This window comes from Caedibacter taeniospiralis (assembly GCF_002803295.2).
Classification (GTDB): domain Bacteria; phylum Pseudomonadota; class Gammaproteobacteria; order Francisellales; family Francisellaceae; genus Caedibacter; species Caedibacter taeniospiralis.
In genome coordinates, this window is record NZ_PGGB02000008.1 from 56,976 (window position 1) to 76,855 (window position 19,880).

General features: G+C 41.9%; 17 protein-coding genes. 4 read left to right on the forward strand and 13 right to left on the reverse strand.

Features of this window, described 5'->3' with window-relative positions; translation table 11 throughout:
* Nucleotides 1-12: 12 nt before the first annotated feature.
* From CU053_RS04425 to CU053_RS04480, 12 genes are all read right to left on the reverse strand, one after another.
* Nucleotides 13-819, reverse strand: coding sequence for a tetratricopeptide repeat protein (locus tag CU053_RS04425; RefSeq protein ID WP_158107002.1), 807 nt, complete (start codon nt 817-819; stop codon nt 13-15).
* On the reverse strand, nt 737-1,402 hold the full coding sequence (locus CU053_RS04430; protein WP_100550928.1) for an OmpA family protein: 666 nt from the start codon (nt 1,400-1,402) through the stop codon (nt 737-739). The genes CU053_RS04425 and CU053_RS04430 overlap by 83 nt, the downstream gene beginning before the upstream one ends.
* Nucleotides 1,403-1,471: 69 nt before the next feature.
* On the reverse strand, nt 1,472-2,788 hold the full coding sequence (gene tolB, locus CU053_RS04435; RefSeq protein ID WP_100550929.1) for a Tol-Pal system beta propeller repeat protein TolB: 1,317 nt from the start codon (nt 2,786-2,788) through the stop codon (nt 1,472-1,474).
* A gap of 3 nt (nt 2,789-2,791) precedes the next feature.
* Nucleotides 2,792-3,892, reverse strand: coding sequence for a cell envelope integrity protein TolA (gene tolA / locus CU053_RS04440; RefSeq protein ID WP_100550930.1), 1,101 nt, complete (start codon nt 3,890-3,892; stop codon nt 2,792-2,794).
* A complete protein-coding gene (gene tolR, locus CU053_RS04445; protein ID WP_233263336.1) occupies nt 3,876-4,307 on the reverse strand; it encodes a protein TolR in 432 nt (143 codons plus the stop codon). The genes tolA and tolR overlap by 17 nt, the downstream gene beginning before the upstream one ends.
* Nucleotides 4,307-5,002 carry a protein TolQ gene (tolQ, locus tag CU053_RS04450; RefSeq protein WP_100550931.1) on the reverse strand — a complete coding sequence of 232 codons (696 nt, stop codon included), beginning with the start codon at nt 5,000-5,002 and terminating at the stop codon, nt 4,307-4,309. The genes tolR and tolQ overlap by 1 nt, the downstream gene beginning before the upstream one ends.
* A gap of 276 nt (nt 5,003-5,278) precedes the next feature.
* Nucleotides 5,279-5,449 carry a hypothetical protein gene (locus tag CU053_RS04455; RefSeq protein ID WP_158107003.1) on the reverse strand — a complete coding sequence of 57 codons (171 nt, stop codon included), beginning with the start codon at nt 5,447-5,449 and terminating at the stop codon, nt 5,279-5,281.
* Nucleotides 5,450-5,486: 37 nt separating this feature from the next.
* Complete coding sequence (locus tag CU053_RS04460; RefSeq protein WP_100550932.1) at nt 5,487-6,929, reverse strand: hypothetical protein; 1,443 nt, start codon at nt 6,927-6,929, stop codon at nt 5,487-5,489.
* 123 nt (nt 6,930-7,052) lie between these two features.
* On the reverse strand, nt 7,053-8,354 hold the full coding sequence (gene dacB / locus CU053_RS04465) for a D-alanyl-D-alanine carboxypeptidase/D-alanyl-D-alanine endopeptidase (protein ID WP_100550933.1): 1,302 nt from the start codon (nt 8,352-8,354) through the stop codon (nt 7,053-7,055).
* A gap of 124 nt (nt 8,355-8,478) precedes the next feature.
* Entirely contained in the window at nt 8,479-9,501 is a 1,023-nt protein-coding gene (waaC, locus tag CU053_RS04470; protein ID WP_100550934.1) for a lipopolysaccharide heptosyltransferase I, read from the reverse strand.
* 123 nt (nt 9,502-9,624) lie between these two features.
* Nucleotides 9,625-10,794 (reverse strand): MFS transporter, encoded by a 1,170-nt coding sequence (locus tag CU053_RS04475; RefSeq protein WP_325063830.1) that lies wholly within the window; start codon nt 10,792-10,794, stop codon nt 9,625-9,627.
* 150 nt (nt 10,795-10,944) lie between these two features.
* Entirely contained in the window at nt 10,945-11,523 is a 579-nt protein-coding gene (locus CU053_RS04480) for a thymidine kinase (protein WP_100550936.1), read from the reverse strand.
* A gap of 147 nt (nt 11,524-11,670) precedes the next feature.
* On the opposite strand from CU053_RS04480, the gene CU053_RS04485 reads away from it, so the two are divergent.
* The 4 genes from CU053_RS04485 (at nt 11,671) to mnmE (ending at nt 15,498) form a co-directional block, all read left to right on the forward strand.
* Nucleotides 11,671-12,270 carry a transglycosylase SLT domain-containing protein gene (locus CU053_RS04485; protein WP_100550937.1) on the forward strand — a complete coding sequence of 200 codons (600 nt, stop codon included), beginning with the start codon at nt 11,671-11,673 and terminating at the stop codon, nt 12,268-12,270.
* A gap of 148 nt (nt 12,271-12,418) precedes the next feature.
* Nucleotides 12,419-13,198, forward strand: coding sequence for a restriction endonuclease (locus tag CU053_RS04490; RefSeq protein WP_100550938.1), 780 nt, complete (start codon nt 12,419-12,421; stop codon nt 13,196-13,198).
* A gap of 1 nt (nt 13,199) precedes the next feature.
* The gene (locus tag CU053_RS04495; protein WP_199244211.1) at nt 13,200-14,108 is read left to right on the forward strand and encodes a DNA-methyltransferase; all 909 of its coding nucleotides are present in this window, start codon (nt 13,200-13,202) and stop codon (nt 14,106-14,108) included.
* 37 nt (nt 14,109-14,145) lie between these two features.
* Nucleotides 14,146-15,498, forward strand: coding sequence for a tRNA uridine-5-carboxymethylaminomethyl(34) synthesis GTPase MnmE (gene mnmE, locus CU053_RS04500; protein WP_100550940.1), 1,353 nt, complete (start codon nt 14,146-14,148; stop codon nt 15,496-15,498).
* A 49-nt stretch (nt 15,499-15,547) separates the two neighbouring features.
* Here mnmE and rpoC read toward each other — a convergent pair whose 3' ends face one another.
* Nucleotides 15,548-19,822, reverse strand: a complete 4,275-nt coding sequence (rpoC, locus tag CU053_RS04505; protein WP_100550941.1) for a DNA-directed RNA polymerase subunit beta' — start codon at nt 19,820-19,822, stop codon at nt 15,548-15,550.
* Nucleotides 19,823-19,880 lie beyond the last annotated feature (58 nt).

Sequence of the window (19,880 nt, forward strand, 5' to 3'; positions counted from 1 at the left end):
ACTATTCGATGGCTACGTTAATTTTTTAAGTTCAGCCTTAGCCTTTACTGCAACCTCATGCTGAGGATACTTGTCAACAACCTGCAGCAAATGATTTTTTGCAGCTTTCACATCTCCTTTACTGAGCTCAAGCAACGCCAAAGCATAAGTAGCATCTGCGATTTTAATGCTTCTGGGGTAACGGGTGACGATGGTTTTGAACTGCTCATACGCAAGATCAATCTTACCATCGATCAAGTAAACCTGACCTAGTAGATATAATGATTCAGAGTAATGCTCGCCATTGTAGTAGGCTTTTAAATACTGCTTCAACATGGTTTCAGCTTCTGAGTAGTTTTTGGCTAATAGTGCGCTATTTGCCTTATCAAAAGCGGCATTATCCTGCTGCAACTTTAGTGCTTGCGGCGATGGCTTATTCACCTCTTCTTGAAGTGCAGCTATTTGCTTTTCAAACTGTGCAAGCTTATTGGCAACAACATCATTGAGCTGATTAATCTTATAGGCGTTAAGCTCAACTTTCCCTCTTAAATCACTCAGTTGCTGCGTGAAAGCCTGACTGCCTGACTGACTCTGCTGAGTGATCAGATACTGTACCTGGTTATTGAGCTTGGCAGTTTGAAGTTGCAAGCTCTGTACATCGGTGCTTATATCAGCAAAAGAGGCAGAGGGCAGGAAAATCGCCGCAATAATGACCCGTTTAATTTTTGTGTTTACTTTAACCACTTTCACCACCTGATCAACCACAGCTTTGACCAAACTCAAGCTCAGCACGACGATCCAGATAATAGGCGTGTTGCTCAGCTTTTGCCTTACATACATTATTTTCAACACCATTACACATCTGTGCATAAAACTGTGAAGGAGCCGCCACTGGCTGAGATTTACCATAACTTACTGTACATATCTGGTTTACATTAACCCCTTGCTGCAATAGATATTGTCGTACACCATCAGCACGACGTTGCCCAAGGTTTAAGTTATATTTTTCACTTCCACGCGGATCGGTGTGTCCAGCCAGGCGAAGCGGCTGCTTATATTTTACTAAATAAGTTGCCACTTGATTGAGGCAATTTTTAGCATCATCGGCTAATGCCGTGCTGTTAAACTCAAAGTAAACCGTTTTGCATGCCGACATGCCCTGCAGGGTCGCCATCATTGCTTGTTGCTCTTGCGCTGAGTATTGATCAATATTGGCAATCTGACTTTGCAGTTCTGCAATACTCTGGCTGTCTAACGCCCCAGTCTCAACCAAACCATTCGTCTTGGCACCTAATCCCGTACCACCTTCAGGTCCAATTCCCTCGATGGGAGATTGAGGCTGCGAAGCACATCCTGCCATAAGCACAATAGATAAAAGACTGGTTGCCGTTAATAATTTTTTCTTTGTTTGCTTGTTGGTCATAGTGATTCCTTATTTATCTCTAAATTAATTTTGGTGCTTTTCTTATTGTCTTATCGTTTCAGCCTTGGGTCACACCGCAGGTGACCATGCAGGAGACTGGATTGCGCCTTGGGTATTAGATGGTAAGCTAATTTGAACCTTGCCGTCAATGGACACCATTGCAAGATTTGCTCCCCCTGATTCCTGACCTTTGGCATAAATAATCATATTGCCATCAGGAGACACGCTTGGAGAGGCATCCATTACCCCATTTGTCAGCACGGTAATCTTCTTGCTGTTTAAATCAACCTTGGCAATCTGAGTCCCTGAGTTTTGTTGATACATGAAGACAATGCTCTGCCCATTAGGGGTATATTGTGGGTCAAATGCCTGTTTAGCGCCATAAGTGAGGCGCTCTGAGGATGGATATTTGCTGCTAAGATCGGTGGTGTAAATTTGCGGGTTCCCACCACGATCAGAAACAAAGGCAAGCTCTTTTCCTGAAGGTGAAAAGGCAGGGGCGGTATTAATCCCGTTGAGCGTGAGCTTCTTATAGAGCTTATCGTTAGCCAGATTCATCAAGTAGATATTGCTGTTTTCCGAGTAACCCTGTGATAACGCCATGGCCAAAGTATTTCCATCTGGGGAGAAGGCGGGTGAGCTGTTAATGCCCTTATAGCTGGCAATTTTTTTTCTGACACCCGTATACACTTCAATGGTGTAAATTGCCATATTCCCCTTGCTGTAGCTGACATATGCCAGATATTTCCCATCTTTTGACCAGGCTGGAGACATGATCGGGTCTTTTGTTTGACGCAATAACACATGGGGGTTAAAGCCATCATAATCAGCAACGATCAGCTGATAAACTGCTTTTTTAACATTATAGGGATTTTCAACATCAACATATGCAAGCTTAGAGGTAAAGTAACCCTTACTGCCTGTAATCGCTTCGTATAAAAAGTTACTAATTGTATGTGCCAACAGACGCAGCTGATCTTTTTGCACATTCGTAAACTTACGTGCATTTAATACATTGCCACTAAGTTTACTCACCAGCTCATAGGTGACATCATAGCGTCCATTACGCTCGTCTATGCTGCCAATGAGGATGTAATCCGACTGCCATTTCGACCAGATAATATCCTTGCTACTTTCCACAGACTGTGGGAAACGAGTTGTTTGTGATGCAATCCGCCCAGAATTACGCAAGTCATCGGCGATGATCGCGGCAATTCCATCTGGAATTTGCGCATCGCTCACTCTTGCGCCCTTAAATGGCATGACAGCCACAGGAATTTGCTGTGATACGCCCTGAGTAATGTTAATGGTTAATCGTGCCTGTGCGGATAGTACCGCGATAAATAGCGCAAAAATAATGAGACACAACTGTTTTAATCTATACATACTTTATCCTTCTTGACCAAATCTAAAATCTATACCTTCCGCAATCAGTTTTCTTGCGCCATCATCTGTGGGCATGACGGGCGCCTGCACATTCTTAAATGCCAATAAAAGCGCGCGATCACACTGCGTGCTGCCGCTTGAGACTGAAATACGAGGAGCATGTCCTGCCATCACCATCACCGTTGGTAGCTTCTGCGCACTTATCTTACGACAATCATCCATTATCCACACAGCTTCAATTCGCGCTTTATAGGCGCTTGCATAAGCCTGTAATGCCTGATCTGTCGCGCTTTGTGCGCTAGCCCTTGCACTCTGGGCATTCAAGTCACTTAATGCAGACTGCCTAAGCGCATTTAACGCCGCCTCACGCGCGGCTTTTGCTGCCGCCTCTTGGGCTTTTTGCTGCACCAGTTTTTCAGCTGCTAACTGTGCTTCTTTGTTCTTTTTTTCTGCTGCAAGCGCTTTTTGTTTGGCAAGTTCTTGTTGTTCTTTTCTAAGCTTTTCCGCTTGTTTCTGCTTCTGTATTTCTTGCTTTTTAGCCAGGGCGTTTTGCTTTTCTTCTTGCGCTTTTTTGGCTTCTTGCTCTGCCTTACGCTTTTCTTCTTGCGCTTTTTTGACCTCTTGCTCTGCCTTACGCTTTTCTTCCGCCAGCATTGCTACTTTTGCTTCTTCTGCCTGCTTTAATGCTGCCTGACGTTGTAGTTCTGCCTCATGCGCGCGAGCTGTTTTCTCTTCTATCTCTTTCATCTTTGCTTGATGCTGCTCCTGAGCCAGTTTTTGCTCATAGACCTGCTTTTGCGCTAACTGATAGGCATTTACCTCTTCTTCAAGATACTGAGTTGAAATCGCCGTGGCCTGAACAATTTCAGTGGTATCTACTGTCTTAATCGTTCTCTGACCTGCTAAGTTCAATGTGTTTTTTTTACCTTGCAACACACTCGCTAAAATAACTAATCCAATGACAAAAACAACGTGCAGCATAATGGAATAACAAAAGCTTAAACGTTCAGGGGTAGCAGTTGCCGCAACATATAGTCTTTTTAAGCGATTATACACGTTAGCACCCAAAACTTGCCTTGAGTTTTGACTACGATTTTGAGTCATCAGTTACCAATCCCACACTAGCGACACCAGCCTTTTGTAAAAGCACCATGGCTTCAACTACCTGACCATAGCTTGCCTGTTTATCACCACGAACATATACCTGCTTGTCTTTATCCCGCGTTAATGTGTCCACAACTAACTGGCTCAACTGGTTCGCTGTTAATGGGGCAGTTTCATCATTTCGGTTAATAAAATATTGACCTTGCTGATTCACCGTTACAATCAAGGGTTTTTGTTCTGACGGTGGAATTTTCTTAGCCTGTGCCTGTGGTAAATCGACTTTCACACCTTGCGTCAACATCGGTGCGGTGATCATGAAAATAATCAACAGCACCAGCATCACATCGATGTAAGGTACCACGTTAATTTCAACCATCGCTTTGTGTTTTGTGCGGCGAGATGCTCTGCGGTGCATTATGCTTCCTCACTCAGATTTTGCTTATACGCCTCTCGATATAACAAAGTACAAAGCTCATCCTGAAAGTTTTCATAATCTAATAAAACTGCATCGACGGAGCGTGAATAACGGTTATAACCAACCACCGCAGGAATAGCGACAAACAAACCAAGTGCTGTTGCAATCAATGCTTCGGCAATATGGGGTGCCACCATGGATAAAGTCGCCTGTTCAACTCCACCCAATGCAGTAAAAGATGCCATAATTCCCCAAACCGTTCCTAGTAAACCCACGTAAGGCGCAATAGAGCCAATGGTGCCTAAAAGCGAGATTTGATGTTCAAGCTTTTCACTCTCCTGCATCATTGCCACACGCATTGAACGCTCAACCCCTTCAAGCACAACATCTCCATGTAAAGTTGCCTGAGCGCGCAAACGCATAAACTCACGAAAACCACAGCTAAACAAATAGGATAGCCCACGCTTTTTATGCTTATTTTGCTGTAGCTCCTGATAAAGCTTATGAATATTCCCACTCGACCAGAAGTGTTTTGCAAAAGCCTTGGATTCGATTTTTGCTGACTTAATCACCTGATAACGTTGAATCATAATTGCCCATGACCAAATGGAACCCAGGATTAAAATTAAGATAATTAATTGCACCACAATATCTGCATTTAATATCAGCTGCCAAAACGATAAATTATTGGTCACATCCGTCCCTTAGTCACTAAATAGAATGAGGCTTATTGTATACCCATCGTAAGTCATTTTACAGACTTTCTGGCATTGAACTTCGGCTGATTTTTAAGGATCTCATTTTGACAATAGAACTCGCTATTATCTGCAATTCGATCCTTAAAAATCCCCACGAACTTACTTCCCCATAAAACCCGCAAAATAACTTGCGACGGGTGTATTATGACCACATCAATTACCAAAGGGAATTACGGCGAATTTGGCAGCTTCTGCCAGATTTTTATTTTGAGGTTATTCAAGGATGATTATTTTGGCAATAACAATGTCTTCTCCCATAATGACGTATTCGTGAGGGCATATTGCATACGCCTTATAAAAGTAGTTAGGGTGGATAAGCCGAAGGCGCATCCACCAATACTCAATATTTGCTTTTCCGCGTGGATGCGCCTTCGGCTTATCCACCCTACACTTAGGTATGTTATTAAGCTGGAGATCCCTATCATCTCAGTGCAGCAGAGGCAATATCGCGATCTGCGCATTGTATAGCCTTTGATTGCTCGGCATGGTTATAAAACAACCACTCCCCAGTCATACACTTATTAACCACATTTGCAATGATTCCCACTACGGTAATATGGCTTAAAAAATTAGTTAATGCACATAAAAACTTTCGGGATGTTGTATTATCGACAATTTTTGTACATTCGTTTTCAGATGTTTTTATTTCGTTTGTATACTGTTCTTTTTGAGTATCACTAATTTGACCTTTAATTTTATTCGCAAATAAGCTAGTTGTGCTTTTCAATACATTTTGTTCATGCTTATCAATCGCCTGTTTCTGACGATCATCCAGCCCTTCTTTTGCTCCTTGACATAATGTATGCGTCACTGCTATAACTTCTTTTAATTTCTCAAGTTGAGATATTACCTGATCTTGAGCATCTGCGCTAAAATCAGCACCCAAAAGAGGATTTATCGCTTGAGAGATTACCTGCTGCAATCCACAACTATCACGGTCTTTCTCCAGTGTATCTTTGAGCTGATTAAGTTTCTGTATTTTTATACCGTTAGTATGCTTTGGTGAGAAATTCACAGAGGATTTGTCAACCCCATATTTGGTATGGAATTCTTCATTATTTAACTGATCATATTCTATCCATTTATTTAGCCCTGCCAGATCTTTAATACCTTGATCCTTAATTGCCTTTAAAAAATTTCCAAATTGCTCTTTTGTGGCACCAGGTACAATAGAGTCCAAACAAATTCTTTGCTCTGCACGCAATGTAGGTTGAGTGCCATTCTTGGATTCTTTTTGCTTAGCAAAGGCATACTGGTCAAATGCTTCTTGTGATAGAGGAACTTCGCGAAGCAAATAAATTGCCTGGTTCAATCCAAATTTGAGCGTTTCAGCCTCTAAATCACTCGTCAATATGGTCCCTGCCTGCTTTACATACTCCTCATTGCCAAGGTTAAAGTCATTAATGTTTTGATCAATGGTTCCAATATATGCGGTCAAACCTAATCGCATAAACTTCAAATACTCCAAAGTATTTGTCGGATTATTGTCAGTCATAGTTGATACTACACTCTCCGTTCTATCTTGCATTGCCGACTCAATAGCATTGAGTATTTTGCAGGCATTACCAGGGTTAATGTCTTCCTGAACGCCCCCCATGCTTTTCGTAACCATTGTGTTATCAAGGGTGGACGCATCACTATACCTAGACCGTAACTCAGTCGTTTCATGGTCTGAATTTTTTTTCGAGGCATTTTCAGTATCTTCTGAAATAATGCCTTTCATCAGCTTATGAACCCCATCTAGAGAAGCTGATTCTGGGTGCTCTTGGTGGATTTTCATAGCAAGCTGGACAAGCAGTTCCATCACTGTCTTTAAATTGTTTTCTTGTAATCCTGTATTTATATGTGCCAATATTTTTTTCATGATTTTACCCCACGTAGATTTTTTGTTTATTATCTGGGGTTACTATCTTAATTTCAGCTGTTAATTACAATACCCTGGCTATCAGATCGGACAGTCTGCTTGGAAATTAAAGTGCCAGATTGATTATTCCTGATATAACGCCAATAAAATCTGATCTTGCAGCTTTGATGCTAAAGCCCTTTGGGACTCAAGTAAATTACCTAGCAAAATGGAGAAGATATATTCCTTGCCGTTTTTTGCACTTAAGTACCCTGACAAAGCAATACTCGTTGTACCCGTGCCTGTTTTTGCAATCACCTTGCCGATAAGTGCCTTTTCAGTACGTGAAGCAAGACTTCCTGATTGACCATACATGGGGAAGCCTTGAACGAAGACTTTAAACGCTTTCTGTAATTTCATGTTGTATAACAGCTGAGTTAAAAAATCTGCATTTAACAAGTCATTCTGAGACATCCCCGCACCATCTTCCAACTGGATATTGTCAGTATTAAGCGCCAGATCTTCTTGTAGTATTTTAAGTAAAGCATTTTTACCACTGACGATGCTGCCAACATGAAATAGCTTATCGCCGATAGTTCTAAGGAGACTTTGTGCGTATAAATTATCCGAAGTCTGCAGCATATGCTCGATAAGTACAGATAACTTAGCCGAAGCGTGAGTTGTAAGCTCTTTAAGGTTCACATCCTTTGTAGTAGTTGTTATCTGAATATCACCTTTCAATTCAAGTCCTAGCTCAGTCAACTTGCTGCGTAGCACATTTTTCATCATCAACTTGGGATTCGCAATGGCAAACTTAAAGGTGTAATCGCCGCGCGGCAAACACCCCGCTAAGCTTAGCGTATTACTTTTATCCATACTCGCATCAAACTGGCAGGTTTTAAGCATTTCATTATCGGCAGCCACAAGATGGTTGTGATAAGTTATTGTTTCACCTGTAATTTGCTGAGCATTAAAGGCATGATCCTGCGTTTTTAATTTTAGAATGACCTGATTTTCATTAAGGTTATATGCCGAGCTTGGGACTCCATAGCCAAAAATACTATCACTCTGGCTTTGATTAATCGGATAGTCTCTGCCTTGAAAAACTGAATTCACAAGACAAACATTCCCGCTGATGCTATGAATACCCTGCTTTTGTAAAGCGGCTAATAGATAAGACAGATCCTTACTGGTCAGGCTTGGATCACCCGAGAAATCAATGTAAAGGTTATGGATTTCATCTTGATGCTTACGATCATAATAAACCGTTGTTTTATATCGATAGTCCTTGCCTAAACTAAGCAAGGCTGCAGCAGCTGTGAGCAGTTTAGTGTTACTTGCTGGCATGACGTTTTTGTCACTATTAAAGGCTAAAACAGTTTCTCCGCTACCTGCATCAATCACCTTGACTCCTAACAGTGCAGAGCCTAGTTTATTATGCTCCATTGCTTCTATTACCGTGCTTTCCAGCTTACCATTTACATGTTCTGCATCTAAATAACTGCACTGATGATACTAATAGCAGAATACTTAAAACCGCACGCATACGCCTACTCCTTTGCTAATCAATTCAGACAACAGTAACAGTATTAGTAGCCAACAACAACTTGAGTTTTTCATAAATTGATTCTGCCAGGATAGATACTTCGCAAGGCGCAAACGCATCTTTGGTAATCGGGCATATTTTTTTCAAACATGGCGAACAGGTGAGCTTTGAAGAAACGTGCATTACATGCTTGCCAATGACTCCTGTCAGTTTTGCCGAGGTCGAGCCATATATACCTATGACTGGGACTCCACAAGCCGCAGCCAAGTGTGAAAGCCCTGTATCAACCGAGATAACCGCTACACTTTCGCTAAATAGCTGAGCCAATTGCGACAAGGTCATTTTTTCTAGCACCTCTGCATTGGGATTATGCTTGGCAATGGTTTCTGCCTGAAGCCTCTCCTCTTCATTTCCCCAGGGTAGAAGCACCCTAATATCATCCTGCGCCAGTATCTTTGCCAATTTTTGCCAATGAGCTACTGCCCAGTGTTTGCTAGCCCAAGTCGTTGCATGCAGAAAAACAACTTGTTTTTTGGTCCGCTCTTTTTCCCATCGATAAGAAATACCATAGTCAACCTCTGCAGATGGTTCGTAGTTAAACACTTTGGCAAACAGGGATTTAACGCGCAAAATCGCATGCGCTCCTTTAGCAATTGCCATTTTATGTTTATAGAAAAAACTCGCAAGAGGTTCTCTCACGGAGTCTTTATCTAAGCCATACTTTGGACCTTTAGCGCCTTTACTAATCCATGCGCTTTTTAATAATCCCTGTGCATCAATGACATAATCATAGCGTCGGGCTTTGAGCTTTTTCTTAAACTTACGGATTTCGGCAAAATACTTAAAGACATTCTTGCGCCACTTGCGTACTTCAACTTTTAAAACTTCATCGACGGCATCATGCCAGCCTGGGATCTCAGCAAATGCTTTTTCAACCACCCAGTCAAATCGAATGTCGGGGATGTTTTTTCTCGCTTCGGTCAGTGCAGGCAAGGTATGCAACACATCCCCCAAAGATGATGTTTTGATAATTAAACACTTTTTCATTCAGCTCTGTACTTTTATATTTTTGACGACGTCATTCTAATGATTTTTAACCTGCTTTGCTATGACGAAAAGAAAACAATTTTAACGCAATCGTCCCAATAGTCTTGCGACCAGTCTTATTACCTATGGGATAGCTTGCTGCTGAGCTTCCTGCGCATAAAGTTTATTACCCTTTAACAGAGGATAGATAATCAAAAAAACCAGCGCAATGATAAGATAAAACCAATAGTTGCTTGGAAAATCCATGGCGCTATTGATAATCAAAAAGCTGGTGTAAATTGCCATTACCATCACTCCAGAGAGACCATAACTTAGACCTTGTGCTTTTCCTTGCAGACTAATATCCGTATTTCTCTGCGCCAAAGTAACTGAAATTGCCCAACAGGAAATGCTCATGCCAATGACAAAGTAGAGTATAAATGCCACAAGCACACTATGCACTAAGGCTAAAATAAAGTACAAAAACGCTGAAACAATCAACGCATAAACAATGGTTTTTACCTCTCCTTTTTTATCCGCCACCCACGGCAAAACGATACAGCCAATGATAAACCCAACTGAGAAACCTGTTTCAATCAAGGCAAACTGCCATGATGTCGCATTTAAAATATTCTTTGCATACGGCGCAATAAAAATAGGTACGATCATAAATAAGCACGTGAAACCAATTTGAGCCACATAAAACCAAAAAGCGTATTTTTTTTGATGTAAGAAACGATAGACCTCACACCAGTTTTCGATAAACCCATCCTTGTTGCCATCAACTTTTCTTGCGGGTTTGATACCAAAGCTTACTATTAGCGCAATCGTTGTGCCAAAAAGCAGAAAATAGAGGATCTCGTGCATATTAAAAAACACAACGAGCATTCCACCTAACGACATCCCTGCAACCATACCTATTTCAAAAATACCGTCCATCGTGCTATTGGCGTATAAAAGCCCGCTGTCATCAACAAACATCTCACGCACCATAATCAACATCGCAGGCATATAAAAGGCTAGAATTAATCCCCAAATACTGGTAAATAAGTACACTTCAGGTAAGGTATCTAACCGACAGAAAATCAGAAATAACAGCACCAGAATTACGCGCGCACTATTGGTGACAACGATGATTTTTTGTCGCGAAAACCTGTCAGCAAAATAGCCTGTCACAGGAGATAATATCGAGCCTGACACCCACCAGCTGAACATAAAAATAATAATCGCGCTGACACTGTTATAAATGCTAAGCAAATGCCAGCTAAAAGAGACATAGGCTACACCCACCGCAATCGCCGAGAAAAAGTTCATTACACAGGAACAACTAAATGATCTGTTTTTAAATAGCACAGAGCGCTCTTTTAAATAGGATCTCACGACGGTCACTCCAAAATAAACATTCCCCGCATTCTGGCAAATATATGCTGGTTCAGCAACTCAAAATCACTTAAGTCACTGGAGTTACTCGGCTTTTCCTTGCTTAAAATGCCAGCGACAAACAGACACATAACGTTCATTTCCTCCAATCTGCAGCTGTTCACCATCCTTAATGACTTGTCCATTTTCATCCAGGCGCAGAACGTGAGTCGCTTTTTTACCACAATAACAAATGGTCTTGATCTCAATCAGCTGATCTGCCCACGTCAATAAATACTTACTTCCTTCAAAGGGTTCTGCTTGGAAATCATTGCGAAGTCCATAGGCCAACACAGGGATATTAAGCTCATCAACGATGTCGGTTAATTGCAAGACTTGTGCTTTTGTTAAAAACTGCGCTTCATCAATCAAAATGCAATGTAATTTTATACTTTGCAGCACGTTGATAACCACCTGATTCAAATCCGTTGTCTGATCATACCGAAGCGCATCCGCCTGCAACCCGATGCGCGAGGAGATTTTCCCCACCCCAAAGCGATTATCAATACTTGGCGTAAACAATAACGTATTCATTCCACGTTCACGGTAGTTGTAATCAGACTGTAATAAGGTTGTACTTTTGCCTGCATTCATCGTTGAATAATAAAAATGGAGTTTTGCCATTTGTCAGTTATCGTTTATTTCTCTACTAGAGGCATAACTTACTGCATTGTGGCTAAAGTGAAAATAAAAAACTGTTAAAAACAGTTCGTCTTACCCTAAAAATCCGCTAGGCTGTCTGGCATTACCAGTCAATCACAATAACAGCTGATGAGCCCCAAACTCAAATTTTTACCACTTCTAGTTGTTTTACCCCTAACTGGTTGCGTGACAGCACCACCCAAGAGTCCAGGCAATGCGTGCGCCATCGCGCAGCAATATCCAAAGTGGTACTACAACTCGCTGGACTCTTATAAAAAGTGGGGGGTTCCAATTAGCGTGCAATGGGCGTTTATTCGCAAAGAGTCAAGTTTCATTGCCGATGCACGAACTCCCATGCAATACGTTTTAGGCTTTATTCCCACAGGCAGGCAATCAACGGCCTACGGCTATGCCCAGGCTTTAGATGGCACCTGGGATGAATATCAAAAAGAAACAGGGCGTTCATGGGCAAGTCGCACCAGCTTTGCTGATGCAGTTGATTTTATCGGTTGGTATGCCACTCGTGCCCAGCGTATTGCGGGGATTTCCAAAGACAATGCCTATCAGCTATACCTTGCCTATAACCAAGGGGTCTACGGTTATATGAAAGGCAGCTACAAGGGTAATCAATTCCTTCTAAAATATGCACGTGAAACCCAGGATATAGCTTATCGCTACGCCTCTCAGCTTCGCCACTGCGACATCCCGTCAAGAGGGTGGTTTTGGTGAGGATTTTATAGCATTTAATTTAGTTGAGGTTTTGTTGGGATGAAGGCATAATCGTCCTAATCAAAGTCACTCTGTCAACAATACGCAAAATGCAAAGCAAAAAAGTCTGCATAATGATTCACGAGAGCTACCTAAGGTGGCTAAATTTATGAGCTATGAAAGTCAAGTATTTAAAGTGCCCCACGAGTCGGAAGATTATGATGAATGCTCTACATTCATAATACAAACCGTTGAGGATATTATAAAAAATGCCATTGAAAGTGGGAATAATAAAATTTTTATTAACACAAATCTCAAGCTTGGCTTACCCATGGAAAATATCAACAAAATAGCTGGACCCTTTGTTGAAGCATGGGCTGCTGAGACATTTCAACTCATTGCAGATAATCAATCAAACAAATATGCACTAATAAATGTTGAAGCAGTTGAGAGATTACACATGGCTGATGTCATTTTGCAGTTTAAACGGAAACGCAAAGTTGAAAGCGGAGTTACAGCTGAAATAGATGTAAAAGCAACGGCTGAAGATATTGAAAGCAGCGGAAAATCTCCAAATATCACCTCTTATGCTCGAATCAGGACTGCATATGTTGAAGACCCAGACTATATATTTATCATCCTGTCCTTAAAGCATAGAGTCTACTCCACACGTAATAAGAAATCTGGGCTGATGGATGGGATAATGGAGGTTGTAAAATACAACGCATATGATTTGAAATATCTATCATCTAGGGATTTGAATTACAACCCTGCCTTAGGCACGGGACAAATACAAATAAGAGATATTCACTATGTGGAAATAGAAAAAAGAACTACATGGGAATTTTGTCAACTCCTTGATAGAAAATACTTACAATCAAGCAAGAGGTCTTATGAGCAATGGTTAGATTTAGCTCAAAGAAAAGAGTGGATTAAGAAAGATGACTGATATGAAGCTCATAACGGGAGATGCGCTACAGAAATTAAAGGAAATAAAATCTCAGTCCGTTGAGTTGATAATCGCAGACCCCCCCTACAACCTTGGAAAAAATTATCAAAATAATATAGATAAAAGAACCTTTGAAGAGTATCTAACATTTTCACAAGAATGGCTTTCTGAAGCCTCTCGAATCTTGAAACCTAATGGCACAATTTACGTTTTCATGGGATTTCGATTCATATCCTACTTATACAGTATTCTGGAGCGTAACTTAAATCTCCATTTCAACGGATGGATAGTCTGGCACTATACACAAGGAGTAGGAAAAACGAAGGGATTCTCCCCTAGACATGATGATATTTTAATGTTTACAAAATCGCCTTCCTTTACCTTTAATTTAGATGATATTCGGGTTCCTCAAAAATACTACCGACAAAGAAACAATATGCGTGGAGCAAATCCTGGTGATGTCTGGCAGTTCTCTCATGTACATTACTCAAATCCAAATCGCCAGAATCACCCGACACAAAAACCCGAAGGACTTATTGAAAGAATGGTTTTAGCGTCATCTAATGCAGGTGATACTGTGTTAGACCCTTTTTCTGGAAGCGGGACAACCATGCGAGTCTGTCAGCAAACAAACCGACACTCTATTGGAATTGAAATCAACCCAGAATATATTGAAATGACTAAAAGAAGACTAGCTGAACAATTTAACGGATTTGATAGCGTGGATCCTCGTATGAGTCGAGTTCCAAATGATTTAAGAAACAATGAGCTCAGAAATGAATACCTTAAAAACCATGTCAAATGGTTTCTAAACAATCACAAAAATTCGATTAGTGACTTTGGGAAAGAGGTAAAAGCCAAATATGGCTCTAACATTAACGAAAATAGCGAGGTGAATCCTGCGGAATAATAATCCACAGCACTCACATCATTTGGATTTAGGTTTTATGACACTATTAAACACCGACACCATCGCCGCAATTGCGACCGCACAGGGAAAGGGTGGTGTGGGTATTATCCGTATTTCTGGCAAAGATGCTTATACTATTGCCAGTAAAATAACCCACACCGCACTTAAGCCACGCCATGCGCATTTTCTTGATTTTAAAAATACCAATGATGAAACCCTGGATCAGGGTATCGCCCTTTATTTTAAAGCACCACACTCGTACACAGGCGAGGATATTGTGGAGTTACAAGCGCATGGCGGTCCCATTGTCTTAAACCTTATTTTACAGGTTGCTATTGAACATGGCGCGCGTCTTGCCAAACCTGGTGAATTTACCGAACGCGCTTATCTCAATGACAAAATAGATTTAGCACAAGCAGAAGCCATTGCTGATATGATCGACGCCTCATCTGAGCAGGCGGCTAAATCTGCAATGCGTTCATTACAAGGAGCATTTTCAAAAGAGATTGATACGCTCGTGGAATCGTTAATTCATCTACGCATTCATGTCGAAGCGGCTATTGATTTTCCTGAAGAGGAAATAGATTTCCTCGCGGATGAACATATTAAAACTCAGTTAACGCATGTTCAGCAAAATGTCCAATCCGTACTCCATAACTCTAAACAAGGTGCGTTATTACGTGAAGGTATTGAAATTGTCATCGCTGGCAAACCCAACGCGGGCAAGTCAAGCTTATTAAACGCACTTGCAGGAAAAGAAAGCGCGATTGTTACCGATATTGCAGGTACGACGCGCGACACCTTGCGTGAGTATATTCAAATCAATGGCATTCCTGTACATATTATCGATACCGCAGGGTTACGTGTTAGTGACGATATTATTGAAACAGAGGGTGTCAGGCGCGCACTTGAAGCAATTAAAAAAGCAGATCACATCTTACTTGTGGCAGATATTAACGACACTAAAGATAAAAATATTACCGATCTTGTCCCCGAGTTTTTTGAACACATTCCAAGCCATATTCCTATTACCTACATCTACAACAAGGTTGATTTAACCAATACAATTCCACAAAACCATGATAATCATCTTTTTATCTCTGCCAAGCATGACATCGGCATTGATAAACTCCGTGATTATTTACTCAAAGCCATTGGCTACGAACAAACCTCTGAAGGCATCTTTACTGCAAGAAAGCGCCATATTAACGCACTAAATTCCGCGCAAGATCACCTTGAAATAGCAGCCATGCACCTGGCACACAGAAATGGAGAGCTCTTGGCAGAGGAACTAAATCTCGCACAGAAAGGACTATCATCCATCACTGGCGAGTTTGGTGCCGATGATTTATTAGGTGAGATATTTAGTAGTTTTTGTATTGGAAAGTGACGTACAGTGCAACTTATTTTTCCTTGCTTATTACATTAATAACGTTCGATTATTCCTCGTAATCGTCATCATCTTCATGCTTTTTAGTTTCATCAAGATCTTCTTCGCCAGTTACAAAGAAATCTTCAAGATCAACACTGTTTTCTTCATCATCAGCATTCAGAGCCGCACTTAGTGCCATCTCTAACTCATCCATAGAAGGACCAGATTCTAAAGCCTGCTGTTCCTCAAGATGTTTGCGCTTACGTTCTTGATGATGTGCCAGCCCCGTGCCTGAAGGAATCAATCGTCCAATCAGAACGTTTTCTTTTAGACCACGTAACTGATCTTCCTGACCACTTACTGATGCCTCCGTTAACACGCGAGTTGTTTCTTGGAACGAAGCCGCTGACAAAAACGACTCCGTCGATAATGAGGCTTTCGTAATACCTAATAAAATAGGCTCATAAATAGCTTCTAATTTACCTTCACCACGTAGCTTCTCATTTTCTTCCAGTACCTGCACTAATTCAACAGGCTCCCCGTCAACAAACTTACTATCACCCGTAGCAAGGATATTAACCTTACGCAACATCTGACGGGTGACTGTCTCGATGTGCTTGTCGTTAATGCCCACGCCTTGTAAACGGTAGACTTCTTGAATCTCATTGATAATATAATCCGCCAGTTCATGCACCCCTTTCAAACGCAGGATTTCATGCGGATCTAAAGGACCGTCGGAAATAATTTCCCCTTTGGAAACGTGCTCACCCTCAAATACGTTAATATGACGCCATTTAGGGATCATAATTTCGATTGGTTCGACCTCTTCTGGCGAAATGATTAAACGGCGCTTGCCCTTTGTCTCTTTACCGAAACTCACAACGCCCGAAACCTCTGCCATAATTGCCGCATCCTTTGGACGACGCGCCTCAAAAAGATCAGCCACACGCGGAAGCCCCCCAGTAATATCCTTATTCTTAGAGCCTTCCTGAGGAATACGCGCAATAACGTCACCGACTTCAATCTTGGTGCCATTTTCGATATTTAAAATCGCACCAATCGGCATAAAGTAACTAGCGGGAATATTCGTATTCGGGAAACAAAGCTCCTCGCCAACTTCGTCAATCAAGCGCACAAGCGGTTTAATATCTCTATTACCACTTTTTTGCGAATCTGAAATAATCACAACACTGGAAAGACCAGTCATCTCATCTGCCTGGTGCTTCATGGTCACACCATCAATAAAGTCTACGAAGTTAATATGCCCTGAAACCTCCGCAATGACTGGATGCGTATGCGGATCCCATGTTGCAACAACAGCTCCAGCTTTGACCTGGGTGTTGTCATTTACAGGTAATTCAGCACCATAAGGCACCTTATACTTCTCACGCTCACGTCCAAATTTATCAATAATGCTAATTTCACCCGAGCGCGAAACAACAACGTGGTTGCCTTCACGATTTTTAACCGTCTTAATATTATTAAACTTAATACGTCCACCATTTTTGATTTGAACGTTATTTTCCACTTTATCCTGCGATGCAGCTCCTCCAATATGGAAGGTGCGCATTGTCAATTGTGTTCCTGGCTCACCAATGGATTGTGCCGCAACGACACCAACGGATTCCCCCATATTGACTAAGTGACCACGCGCCAAATCACGCCCATAGCATTTAGCACATAAACCACGACGAGTTTCACAGGTAATGGCGGAGCGAATGACCACCTGATCAACCCCATGTTGCTCAATCAACTCAACCATTTTTTCATCAAGCAGGGTGCCCGCTTCAACCAGGATTCCATCCTCACCTGGCTTATAAATATCTTCTGCATTGACACGCCCTAATAGACGTTCGCCAAGCGGAACAACTACATCGCCCCCTTCAATAAGCGCTGACACCGTCAAGCCTTTTTGTGTGCCACAGTCCTCTTCAATAATAACGAGATCCTGTGCCACATCGACTAAACGACGAGTCAAATAGCCTGAGTTTGCTGTCTTTAATGCCGTATCAGCAAGCCCCTTACGCGCACCATGTGTGGAGGTAAAGTATTGCAATACCGATAGACCTTCACGGAAGTTTGCGGTAATAGGGGTTTCAATAATTGAACCATCGGGCTTAGCCATGAGACCTCTCATCCCAGCCAACTGTCTGATCTGGGCGGCTGATCCTCTGGCCCCTGAATCAGCCATCATATATACAGAGTTAAAGGACTCCTGCTCAATTTCATTACCTTCTTTATCAGCCACTTTTTCTTTTGCAATCACTTCCATCATTGATTTGGCGACTTTTTCATTCGCGCGCGACCATATGTCAATGACTTTGTTATAACGCTCACCTGCAGTCACAAGACCACTTGAGTACTGTGCGGAAATCTCTTTTACCTGTGCTTCGGCTTCTGCCAATATTCCTTCTTTAGCATCAGGAATGATCATATCGTTGATCCCAATCGAAATACCAGACTTCGTAGAGTACTTATATCCCGCATACATCAACTGATCCGCAAAAATAACCGTCGCCTTAGTACCCAGACGACGATAGCACTGATCAATAATTTTACCCACTGTTTTCTTTGTCAGTGGTTGGTTTATCAATGAAAATGGCAAGCCCTTTGGCAAAATACTTGATAACAAAGCACGTCCTACTGTTGTTTCAATAATACCCTTTTCCTCAACATACTCACCTGACTCCAGCAACACTTTATGATCTAAGCGTACTTTAATTTTTGCATGAATATCAACAACCCCTGCATCATACGCACGTTGTACGTGCAATAAATCCGCAAATAACTTGCCTTCGCCTTTCGAGCTAACTTTTTCACGTGTGGCATAGTAAAGACCCAATACGATATCCTGTGTTGGGGCGATGACTGGCGTACCACTTGCAGGAGACAGGATATTGTTTGTTGACATCATCAGGACTCGTGCTTCAAGCTGTGCTTCGATGGTTAGCGGCACATGAACTGCCATCTGATCCCCATCAAAGTCCGCGTTAAATGCAGTACACACCAGTGGATGCAATTGAATCGCTTTGCCCTCGATCAGAGTCGGCTCAAACGCCTGAATCCCCAATCTATGCAAGGTTGGCGCACGGTTAAGAAGTACTGGATGCTCGCGAATCACTTCTTCCAGAATATCCCACACGACAGCTTCTTCGCGCTCAACCATTTTCTTGGCAGCTTTAATCGTAGTCGCATGCTCGTAATGCTCGAGTTTTGAATAAATAAATGGCTTAAATAATTCTAGTGCCATTTTCTTGGGCAAACCACATTGGTGTAAACGCAAAGTGGGACCCACAGTAATGACTGAGCGCCCTGAATAGTCAACACGCTTACCTAAAAGGTTCTGACGGAAACGCCCCTGCTTACCTTTAATCATGTCTGCAAGCGACTTCAGTGCGCGCTTATTAGAACCCGTCACCGCACGCCCACGGCGTCCATTATCCAGTAGCGCATCAACTGATTCCTGCAACATGCGTTTTTCGTTGCGCACAATAATATCTGGAGCACTAAGCTCTAAAAGGCGTTTTAAACGATTATTGCGATTGATCACACGACGGTATAAATCATTTAAATCAGACGTTGCAAAACGTCCACCATCCAAGGGGACCAATGGTCGCAAATCAGGTGGCAAGACAGGCAAAACGGTCATGATCATCCACTCAGGTTTATTGCCTGACTCACGAAATGACTCTAGCAATTTCAAACGCTTCGTTAGCTTTTTGAGCTTTGTTTCCGAGTTAGTCGTCGGAATTTCTTCGCGAATGATTTCAATTTCGTGATTAAGATCCGTATCCATTAAAAGCTTTTGAATAGCCTCAGCACCCATTTGCGCCTCAAACTCATCACCATACTCTTCCAGGGCATCAAGATAAGTTTCTTCGTTCAATAGCTGTCCTTTTTCAAAAGGTGTCATGCCTGAATCGGTTACTGCATAAGCTTCAAAATATAAAATGCGTTCGATATCACGCAATGTCATATCTAACAACAATCCAATACGTGATGGCAGGGATTTTAAATACCAGATATGTGCCACAGGACAGGCAAGATCGATATGCCCCATGCGCTCCCGACGCACACGGGCCTGAGTAACTTCGACACCACACTTCTCGCAGATGATTCCACGATGCTTCAAACGCTTATATTTGCCGCAAAGGCATTCATAATCCTTGATCGGACCAAAAATTTTTGCACAAAACAAGCCATCGCGCTCGGGTTTAAAAGTGCGATAGTTGATAGTTTCTGGCTTTTTAACCTCACCATAAGACCATGAGTGAATCATTTCAGGTGAAGCAAGACCAACACGGATGCGGTCAAATTCTGAATCTTTACCTTGCTGTTTCATACCGCCTAGTAAATTTTTCAAGGCTCTACTCCTATTTTTGCAAAGTTTTTAATCAATA